Source organism: Atribacterota bacterium (assembly GCA_028703475.1).
In the GTDB taxonomy this organism is placed as follows: domain Bacteria; phylum Atribacterota; class Phoenicimicrobiia; order Phoenicimicrobiales; family Stramentimicrobiaceae; genus JAQVMU01.
On record JAQVMU010000014.1, the window covers coordinates 19053 to 29240 of the forward strand.

The 10188-nt window shown below is 36.8% G+C and carries 10 protein-coding genes and 2 riboswitches; all 10 genes read left to right on the plus strand.

Features of this window, described 5'->3' with window-relative positions; all coding sequences use genetic code 11:
• Nucleotides 1-16: 16 nt before the first annotated feature.
• The 10 genes from PHQ99_03070 (at nt 17) to PHQ99_03115 (ending at nt 10081) form a co-directional block, all read left to right on the plus strand.
• The gene (locus tag PHQ99_03070; GenBank protein MDD4288558.1) at nt 17-991 is read left to right on the plus strand and encodes a molybdopterin-dependent oxidoreductase; all 975 of its coding nucleotides are present in this window, start codon (nt 17-19) and stop codon (nt 989-991) included.
• A 43-nt stretch (nt 992-1034) separates the two neighbouring features.
• Nucleotides 1035-2117, plus strand: a complete 1083-nt coding sequence (wtpA, locus tag PHQ99_03075; GenBank protein ID MDD4288559.1) for a tungstate ABC transporter substrate-binding protein WtpA — start codon at nt 1035-1037, stop codon at nt 2115-2117.
• A gap of 163 nt (nt 2118-2280) precedes the next feature.
• A riboswitch (molybdenum cofactor riboswitch) is annotated at nt 2281-2398 on the plus strand.
• Between the two features lie 58 nt (nt 2399-2456).
• Nucleotides 2457-2930 (plus strand): hypothetical protein, encoded by a 474-nt coding sequence (locus PHQ99_03080; GenBank protein MDD4288560.1) that lies wholly within the window; start codon nt 2457-2459, stop codon nt 2928-2930.
• Between the two features lie 30 nt (nt 2931-2960).
• Nucleotides 2961-3998: an iron ABC transporter permease gene (locus PHQ99_03085; protein MDD4288561.1), complete on the plus strand. Its 1038-nt coding sequence runs from the start codon at nt 2961-2963 to the stop codon at nt 3996-3998.
• A 1-nt stretch (nt 3999) separates the two neighbouring features.
• The gene (locus tag PHQ99_03090; protein ID MDD4288562.1) at nt 4000-4833 is read left to right on the plus strand and encodes an ABC transporter ATP-binding protein; all 834 of its coding nucleotides are present in this window, start codon (nt 4000-4002) and stop codon (nt 4831-4833) included.
• Nucleotides 4826-5917 (plus strand): ABC transporter substrate-binding protein, encoded by a 1092-nt coding sequence (locus PHQ99_03095; GenBank protein MDD4288563.1) that lies wholly within the window; start codon nt 4826-4828, stop codon nt 5915-5917. Before PHQ99_03090 ends, PHQ99_03095 begins: the two co-directional genes overlap by 8 nt.
• A gap of 8 nt (nt 5918-5925) precedes the next feature.
• Nucleotides 5926-6669, plus strand: coding sequence for a hypothetical protein (locus tag PHQ99_03100; GenBank protein ID MDD4288564.1), 744 nt, complete (start codon nt 5926-5928; stop codon nt 6667-6669).
• A 210-nt stretch (nt 6670-6879) separates the two neighbouring features.
• Nucleotides 6880-6999, plus strand: a riboswitch (molybdenum cofactor riboswitch).
• A 146-nt stretch (nt 7000-7145) separates the two neighbouring features.
• On the plus strand, nt 7146-8138 hold the full coding sequence (wtpA, locus tag PHQ99_03105; GenBank protein MDD4288565.1) for a tungstate ABC transporter substrate-binding protein WtpA: 993 nt from the start codon (nt 7146-7148) through the stop codon (nt 8136-8138).
• Nucleotides 8139-8274: 136 nt separating this feature from the next.
• The gene (locus PHQ99_03110; protein ID MDD4288566.1) at nt 8275-9072 is read left to right on the plus strand and encodes an ABC transporter permease; all 798 of its coding nucleotides are present in this window, start codon (nt 8275-8277) and stop codon (nt 9070-9072) included.
• The gene (locus PHQ99_03115; protein MDD4288567.1) at nt 9059-10081 is read left to right on the plus strand and encodes an ATP-binding cassette domain-containing protein; all 1023 of its coding nucleotides are present in this window, start codon (nt 9059-9061) and stop codon (nt 10079-10081) included. The genes PHQ99_03110 and PHQ99_03115 overlap by 14 nt, the downstream gene beginning before the upstream one ends.
• Nucleotides 10082-10188: the final 107 nt, after the last annotated feature.

A 10188-nucleotide genomic window follows, 5' to 3' on the forward strand; every position in this document is an offset into this window, starting at 1 on the left:
ATAAGGAGGAAATAAATTGAAGATTAATAAATTAAAAACAGTATTTCTTTTGGTAGTGTTTGTTCTAATATTCACAGCAAATAGTGTTCTGGCAGTACAGGAGGGTGTTGCCCTTAAAATAACCTCCGGTGATACTATAAAGACATTGTCAATAGAAGAAATAATAGATTTACCTGCTTTAGAAGGTTGGGGCGGGAGAATGCGCAGTACTGGTGCTATTGAGGGTCCTTTTGCATTAAAAGGAGTCTCAGTTATCGATCTATGTGATATGGTTGGTGGCATAAATCCTGATACAGCTGTTAAGATTATCTCCAGAGACGGGTATGCCATGACTTTCAGTTATAAACAGGTAACCGAGAATGATTTTATTACCTATGATCCCGTTTCTCTCAATGAGGTGCCTCATGATGACCTTCATATGATTTTAGCTTACCAGACTGATGGAGATGAGATGACTTTTGAGCTGGGCGGTCCTTTAAGACTGGCAATCCTCAGTGAGAAGAACCAGGTAACTGATGGCCACTGGTGGAGCAAATGGGTTGAGCAGATAGAGCTGGTTCCCGCACCCAAAGACTGGGTTTTACAACTAAGAGGTGACCGGGACGAGGATATTGACAGGGCTACTTTTGAATCCGGGGCTGCTGAAGGCTGTCATGGTACAAAATATATCGACGATAAAGGCAGAGAATGGGAAGGCATTCCTCTTTGGCTGTTGGTCGGACGGGTAGATGATGATAATCCACATGAAGATAAAGCCTTTAATGATTCATTGGTTAAAGATGGATATGAGGTAGAAATTATTGCTGAAGACGGATTCAGTGCTACATTGCCGATTTCTGCTATTGCCCGTAGAAATAACATTATTGTAGCCTATAAGTTAAACGGGGAATCACTACCGGAGGATTATTGGCCATTAAGACTGGCTGGCGAAGGCTTAACCGGAAAAGAACAGGTAGGACAAATCAAGGAAATTAAAGTAATTTTCCCATAAGAGAAAATTGTAAAAGAACTGAACATTAAACAGGAGAAGAATTATGTCCGCAAAATTATTAAGAAAAGCTGTCCTTGGCACTATATTGATTTTTTTGATACCTGGTTTAATTTTAACCGGATTTAGTCAGGAGAAAACAACCGTTAAGATTCAGGCAGCGGGAAGCTTATTAGTTCCTTTTGGAGCAATAGAGAAGGCTTTTGAAGCAGAAAATCCTGATATTGATGTCCTGGTTGAAGGGCATGGAAGTATTCAGGTTATCCGGCATGTGATCGAATTACCAGCTTTTTCAGGAGAACCTGTTGCCGATATTGTTGCAGTAGCCGACTATTCATTGATTCCGAAACTGATGTACGAAACAATGATTCCGGAAAGTCAACAACCTTATGCTGATTGGTGTATTCAGTTTGGCACTAATACTCTGGGATTAGCTTACACTCCTCAAAGCAAATACAATGATGAGATAAATACCGATAACTGGTATCAAATTCTTTCCAGACCAGAGGTAAAAGTCGGAATTTCAGATCCACGCTTTGATTCCTGTGGTTATCGGGCGTTTATGGCATTAAAATTAGCAGAATTCTTTTATCATAAGGATGATATATTGCATAGTGTGATTGGAAGATTCTCTTATCCTGTTAGAGTGGAAGAGAATGAGGATGGTTGTACAATACTGATTCCGGAACTGCTGGAGGCAGAAAGGCTGGCTATTAGGGATTCCAGTATCAAATTGCTTTTTCCTATCCAGTCAGGTGACCTTGATTATGGCTTCGAATATAAAAGTGTTGCCGAGCAGCATGGGGTAGATTTTCTGGAATTTCCTACTGAGATCAACCTGGGTTCTGAGAAATACAAGGAAATATATTCGAATATAAAAGTTAAATTGGCCTTTAAAAGATTTGCATCAGTTAATCCGGATTATGATATTCTACCTATTATTTACGGAATAACAATACCCAATAATGCTCCTCATCCCCAAGAGGCAATCAGATTAGTGGAATTTATCCTGAGTCCACATGGTCAGGAGATAATGGAAGACAAAGGACAGGTTGTTATTAATCCACCTGTTGTAGATGTTTTAGACAATCTTCCCCGGTCATTAGCTGATACAGTAATTGATAAATAGAAAAAAACAATAATGAAAAAATAGATACCTGAGCTTCAATATCAGGTATCTATTTTACTATACTATAAGATAAAAAAAGTAGTTGTGATATTAAATCATATTTTGCGGATATATTTGCACTAAAATTGTTATTTGTGTATAATTAACTGGAATTAATTAAATACTGTACAATTTTCTTCGAGTTAGTTTTTCTAAAGGTCTTCCTATGAAAGCTAACCATCAGGTCCAGCAAGAAATTGCTGAGCCCCCCGTGTTTGGAAAGAAGAAATAATTATATCCTGTACGGGGAAAAGTACAGGATTTTTTATTTTAATCAAAAAAAAATTTTTGGAGGGTTTTATGTTTTTAAATTTACAGAGTATGAAAAAATCAAGCCTCATTTTAATTGTTATTCTTATTGCTGTGTTTACATTAGGAACTATTTCTACTATGGCACAGGACAGTGGTAAGAATCCCCTGGTTTTGGAAGCATTCCGCATGACTGATGAATTAAACGATGAAGGACAGAGAAGTATCATTCTTGAACTCACTTTCAGCAAGAATGTGGTTAATATGGAAGTCAGCGAAAATAACAGTAAATGTTTCAAGGTTATTAACAGAGAAGATGGTAATGAAATATCTGTAGAAGTTGAAATGGCTGATGATCAGATTGAAAGAGAAAAGAGAAATAATATTAATCTGATTATAAAAGATGGTATGGAATCTTTAAAAATTTACCAGATAATTATTTCTCCTGAATTAGAATCAAAAAGCGGAGAAAAATTAGGGGAAGAACTGGTTTTAGAATTTATGTCTTTAGGCATAATAGAATAATTCTGAAAAAAAATCATGACCGGGATGTAGATGCAAAAAATTTTTTCTGCTTTAAAATTAAAAAAGAATAGTGTACTCCTGATATTGATTATTATTTTACCTTTAATCGGGATTTTTTTCTCACTTTTTATAGGCCGGTATCCATTAACCTGGCCTGATATAATGGCTGTATTTAGAGTAGCTGTTAATCCTCAGATCAGTCAGGACTTTCCGGATATCTACAATACGGTGGTCTGGAAAATAAGGTTGCCCAGGGCTATCCTGGGTGCAATGGTTGGAGGCAGCCTGGCTATCAGCGGGGCTGCCTTTCAGGGATTATTCCGTAATCCATTAGTCAGTTCAGGTATTCTGGGAGTAAGTTCAGGGGCAAGCTTCGGAGCGGTTTTGGCAATAATTTTATATGGCCAGAATTATATGGTCTATTTTTATGCCTTTGGTTTTGCCTTACTGGCAGTCGCTATGAGTTTTTTTATTGGTCAAATTTACCATTCCACTCCAACTATTACCCTGGTGTTAGGCGGTGTGGTCGTATCTTCAATTTTTTCAGCATTGGTTTCTTTTGCCAAATTTGTGGCAGACCCTTTTGAAAAATTACCATCAATAACCTTCTGGCTTATGGGTAGTCTGGCAACATCCCAGTATAAAGATATTCTTTTTTCAATTATTCCTATTTCTATTGGGGTTATTGGTCTTATCGCCCTGCGCTGGCAGATAAATGTCTTGTCAATGGGAGACAAAGAAGCCCAGGCTTTGGGTATCAATAATATTTTGACAAAAATTATTATGGTCTTATGTGCCTCACTTGCAACTGCAGGGGCTATCAGCGTCAGTGGCAATATCGGCTGGGTAGGACTGGTTATGCCGCATATCGGAAGAATGATGGTGGGCAATGACAACCGGATTCTTATTCCAGCCAGCTTTTTCCTGGGAGCCTTCTTTATGATTGTAGTAGACAATTTAAGCCGTACCCTGATTGGAGCCGAGATCCCACTGGGAATTCTTACTGCCTTAATTGGCGGACCTTTCTTTGTTTATCTTTTAAAAAAGACGAAAGGGAAAGGGTGGTAAGATGGCAATATTGGAAGTCAAAGAGGCAAGTTTTGGTTATGGGAGAAATATTGTCCTGGAAAATATAAATTTCCAGATGAATGCAGGAGAAGTTATCTGTTTGATTGGTCCCAACGGCTCAGGTAAGACCACTCTCCTGGATTGTATAATGGGAATTTTACCGTTAAGGAGAGGTAAAGTATTTTTACAGGGGAAAAGTATCAGTGATTTAAAAGCCAAAGAAATTGCCCGGATTATTTCTTATGTTCCTCAAATACATAAAAAGACCTTTCCCTATACAGTTGAGGAAATTGTGTTAATGGGTAGAGCCTCTCATATTGGCATGTTTGCTTCTCCCGGTAATGAAGATATTTCCATTGCCCATGAAGCCATTGAGACAGTAGGAATAAAACATTTGCAGCATAGACCATATACTGAACTTAGCGGGGGTGAAGGTCAGCTGGTCATGATTGCCAGGGCACTGGCACAGCAATCCAGGATTATGATTATGGACGAACCAACTACCTATCTGGATTTTCAAAACAGCTTGACAGTCCTGGAGGTAACCAGACAATTAGCAAAAAAGAGAAATTTATCCATTATCCTGGCAACTCATTACCTGAATCATGCTTTTTATTTTGAGAATAATGGCCTAAATACCTTTACAGCCATGTTAGATAAAAAAAGTTTTGCCATATATGGGCGGCCAAATAAGGTGTTAACAAGGGATAATATAAACAAGATATTTAACATAGACTGTAAGATTATTGATTACGATTCAGAGGAGATAAAAAAGCAGAGATACATCATACCTATAAAATTATCAGAAAGAAAGGAGCATTTAATAGATGTTTAAAAGAAATTTTAGTTTGTTTTTGAGTGTAATTTTTTGTATATTTTTATTAATTACATCCGGAAGTCTGGCAAATAATGATAGCCTTGCCGAAAAGAACATCGTTGTAGACTGTTTTGACAGGGAAGTAGAGGTGCCTGATTCCGAAGATATAGAACGAATCGGCTGTCTTTTTGCCTATTCCGGCCATGCCGTTGCCTTACTAAATCGGGGTAATGATATCGTGGCAATTGTGGATGGTTTAAAAAGAGATGTTCTTTTTACAGAAATGTATCCCAATATCAAAGATGCGATTGTTCCCAGCAAAAGCAGTGTAATAAACATTGAAGAGTTAGCCAGGGCAGATTGTGATATCCTGTTTATACAGGGAGAAAATGCTGTAAATGAGGCTTATGTAGCACAAATAGAGCAGTTTAATATTCCTTACCTGGTAGTTGATTATGGTTCTATTGCCGAGCACCAGTTTTCTATGGAAATGATAGGCAAAGCCCTGGGAGAAGTCGAAGAAGCCAGGCAGTATATTGATTATTACAATCATTGCATAGAAAGAGTACAGGAAAAAATCAAGGAAATTCCTGATTCTGAAAGAGTTACTGTATATCATTCAGTTAATGAAGCAACCAGAACTGATGCCCGGGGAACCCTGGCAGCCGAATGGTTGGAAATTGCCGGAGCACACAATGTCTCTCTTGATACAGATTTAAAATTTTTGGAAAACAAGTATTTTGCCAGTTTAGAACAGATATTACTCTGGGATGCAGAAGTATTTATAGTAAATGAAGAGAATGTTGATAAATATATTCTTACCAATGAACAATGGGCTGATTTGCAGGCAGTGAAAAATAACAGGGTATATAAAATGCCTAATGGTGTATCCCGCTGGGGTCATCCAACCAATGCCCTGGAGACACCTCTGGCAATTTTATGGGTAGCCAAGCTGTTATATCCGGATTTATTCGAAGATATCGATATGCAGGAAGAAGTAAAATATTTCTATTCCAATTTTTATGAATGGGATTTAACTGACGAGTACGTAGAGAAGATATTAAGCGGAGAAGGAATGCGATTGAGAAAAGGAGATGTTTAGTTAAAAAGATGAGATTTCTTTTAGCTATTGATGATACAGACCAGAAAGATTGGCCGGGAACCGGTCATCTGCTGGAGAAAATAAGGAAAAATATTACTGAAAACGGGTGGGGAATAACTGATTGTATCACCAGGCATCAGTTATTCGTTCACCCGTCAGTCCCTTATACTTCTCATAATAGTGTGATGTGTTTTGCTGGTGAAATATCTCAGAAAGAGAAAATAGAGGATATCATCGATTTAACTATCTCCTATTTAAAAAGAGAATCAGCTCCGGAAGCTGACCCCGGTTTATGTGTTGTTTTCCCTGAGGAACTAAAAAATCCCGAAAAACTAATCACCTTCGGGAAAAAGGCAAAAAAAGAAAAACTTTTCAAAAAAGATGCCTATAAATTGGCTGAACAGCTATCTATATATTTATCAGAACATGGTGGGACCGGAGACGGGGTTATCGGAGCTTTAGCAGGAACTGGTTTACGTCTCAGTGGTAATGACGGGCGTTTCCGGGGGAAACTTTTTATTTTGGATGAAAAAACAAAATATTCAGTTGGTAATTTATATAAATATAACGGCATTGATAAGATATGTTCTGAAGAAGGTGAACTGCCTGCCAGTGAAGAGTATGTATTTCTATCGGGAAAAGTGAAAACAGTATTGAGAGAGAACCAATCGGTATTGCTTGTAAAGAAACAGCTGGAACAGGATAGGGTAATCTGGGAAAATTTAGAGCATGCAGAGATAAAGCGATATTAGTCAGAATGAATTAATTAAATATTAATCTACCTGGACATCGGGATATTATAAATAAATACATATAAAAGATATAAATTAAAAAGTAGTTTTGACTTGATTTTTAGCTGTATTTTGATTAAACTAACTATTGGTTAGCTATTTAAACAGAAAAAATTTATTTATAAGTTCTTTTAAAATATAAATTTAAGGTATTTACCAATAATACCTACTTATTGTATTTAATTTCGACTTCAGATTTCTAAGGTTTATGGACTATGAATGTGAAGCGATAGGGTATGTCAGGAAACCGACATGCCTCCCATCATGGAAAGAAATTAAAGATGTAAATGCACGATTTATATCAAGACTTCCTGGATGGGAAGTCTTTTTTGTTTTTAAGGCATTTACAATGGAGGGAAGTGATGAATGGCTACATAATTTTTCAACAGTTAATTTGAATAGTTTTACAAATAAAAATTACGGAGGATGGAAAAAATATGTTAAGAAATTTCAACAAAAAAGTTTTTTTAGCAACATTAGTTGTTGTATTATTAAGTGGAATATTTGTAATGTCAACTATTGCAAATGAAGATCAAAAAGGAGAGTTGGTTATCTTTCATGCTGGAAGCTTGACAGTACCTGTTGATAATTTAAAAACTGCTTTTAATGAGATTTACCCAAATATTGAGGTTAAAACTCAGGCAGGCGGAAGTCGTGCTATTGCCCGTGAAGTTGCAGAACTTGGAAAACCAGCAGATATTCTAATGTCAGCAGACTATATGGTAATAAATAATTTGCTTATTCCGGATCATGCAGATTGGAATGCAGTTTTTGCCGTAAATTCCATGGTTATTATGTATACTGATCAAAGTAAATATGCTGATGAAATTAATGAGGACAACTGGTATGAGGTCCTTGTAAGGGATGGAGTCCAATACGGACACAGTGAACCGGATATGGATCCCTGTGGATACCGTTCTGTCCTGTTATTCCAGCTTGCAGAAAATTACTACCAGAAAGAAGGAATAAACCAGGCACTTTTAGAAAATATTCCTCAGAAAAATATTCGTCCCAAATCTGTTGAACTGATTGCCATGCTGGAAACAGGTGCCCTTGATTATGCATTTGAATATGAATCAGTAGCTCTTCAACACCAGGCAATGGATGACAGCTTTAAATTTGTGAAATTGCCTGATGCTATTAACTTGAGCTCTCTCAAATATGCAGATGATTATGCAAAAGCTACCATAGAACTCTCTGGGGCGGAACCTGGAACAACTATTACCACTAAGGGTGAACCTATTGTCTATAGTCTGACCATGCCCTTTAATGGCGAAAATCGTGAGAATGCTATTACATTCCTGCAGTTCTTATTTGATGAAGAGAAGGGACTTAAGATACTGTATGAATCAGGCCAACCAGTAGTGGAAGTTGAAGCAGTAAATGGCAGGGAAAATGTTCCCGAGGAACTGGCTGATTTGATAAAATAATTATTCAGTGTATGATAATGAAATAACTCAAGAGTACGAAGGTCATAGTAATAAAAATTATTTATAATCTATCGGCTTCGTACTCTTATATTCTTGTAAATAACTAAGCTGGCGCAAGAAATTAAGGAGTATCCTATTGGGAAAACGTTTTGAGCTTTTGTATATTATTGCAGCTATTACCGGTTTTATTATATTATTTTTTAATGTCTTTCCAATTTTAAATACTTTTTACTGGACTGATTTAGATACTATAAAAGAGACCATTGTTGATAAAGAAGTTCTGGCAAGTATATGGTTAAGTGTGAAATGTGCTTCAATTACAACTGTAATTGCATTTTTTCTTGGTATTCCCCTGGCATATTATTTAGCACGCCATGAATTTAAATTTAAAAATCTCATTGAAAGTCTGGTAGACATCCCGATGGTCATTCCTCATACTGTTGCCGGCATCTGTCTGTTAACCGTATTAAGTCCACGCAGTCCTATCGGTCATTTTCTGGATAAAAACAATATCGAAACCCTGGGAACTGAAATAGGGATTGTTATTGCAATGCTTTTTGTCAGCATGCCTCTTTTAGTTGATTCAGCTAAAGATGCCTTTAAGTGGGTTCCTACCAGAATGGAAAATGTATCACGTAGTTTAGGTGCTACTCAAATGCAGACCTTTTTAGGAGTAACTTTTATCCTTTCCTGGAGAGGTATTTTGAGCGGAATGATTGTAACCTGGGCAAGGGCAATAAGTGAGTTTGGTGCCGTCATTATTCTGGCATATCACCCGATGATAGCGCCGACTCTAATTTATGAAAGATTCACCACTTATGGAATGAAATATGCTGTTCCATCCAACATTATCCTGATTGCTATTAGTATCATTATCTTTATTATTTTACGGTTAGTGTCACTGGGAGGTAAGGAAAAGCATGATACACATTAAAAACCTTGATATAAAATTAGGAGAATTCCGGATAAGAAATGTAGAACTAAAAGTAAAAAAAGGTGAATTCTTAGTTCTTTTAGGTCCAACTGCTGCCGGTAAGAGCGTGATAATTGAGGCTATTGCCGGGTTGGTGCCTATTCAAAGCGGTAAAATAATGCTGAATAACCGAGATATTACCCAGTTAAAACCGGAACACAGAAATATTTCTATCTGTTACCAGGATTACAATCTTTTCCCACATATGAATGTCCGTAATAATATCTGTTATGGATTGCGCTTCAAAAAAGACCGAAATAATCCCCAGTATAAAAAGAATTTTAAGGCAATGGTAGAATTATTAAAATTGGGAGATATCCTGGATAGATTACCCCTTAACTTAAGTGGAGGAGAACAGCAGCGGGTATCCCTTGCCAGGGGATTAATTGGAAACCCGGATGTATTACTGTTAGACGAGCCCTTATCTGCTTTAGATCCGAATATCAAGACTTCCATCCAGGAAGAGTTAAAGAATATCCATCAGGCACTTCATACCACCATTATCATGGTGACTCATGATTTTATTGAAGCAAATTACCTGGCACAGCGGGTGGCTATTGTTCATGAAGGAGAGATAATCCAGCAGGGTTATCTGGAAGATATATTTCAGAAACCTAAATCTGTCTTTGCTGCCCGGTTTATCGGGGTAAAAAATATCTTCTGGGTAAAAAATCCAGAGGAATTATCATTTTTTGGTTTAAAAGAACCTGCCTATATTGGTATCCGCCCGGAGAATATTTATGTCTCACATCAACCTGTCAATACAGATTACCAGTTTGAAGGAAAAGTGGGCTATGTACAGAATAATCAAATATATATGGAGATTGAATGCTGTAACTCAACAAGAAATTACCTTTCTTATCTCACCATTAACCGCTTCTTTGAGCTGAATTTAAAAAAAGATATGCCCATCTATTTTGGCTTTAATAAAGAATATTTGATTCATATTGAAGAAGACAAAGCAGAATAATAGTGATAGGTTTTTAGTTTTTTGTTCTTAGTTTTTTGAATTCTCTCAACTATACATTAATTTGTTTGATATCTCTTAATAGTTTATTACTACATTTTATATTAAGA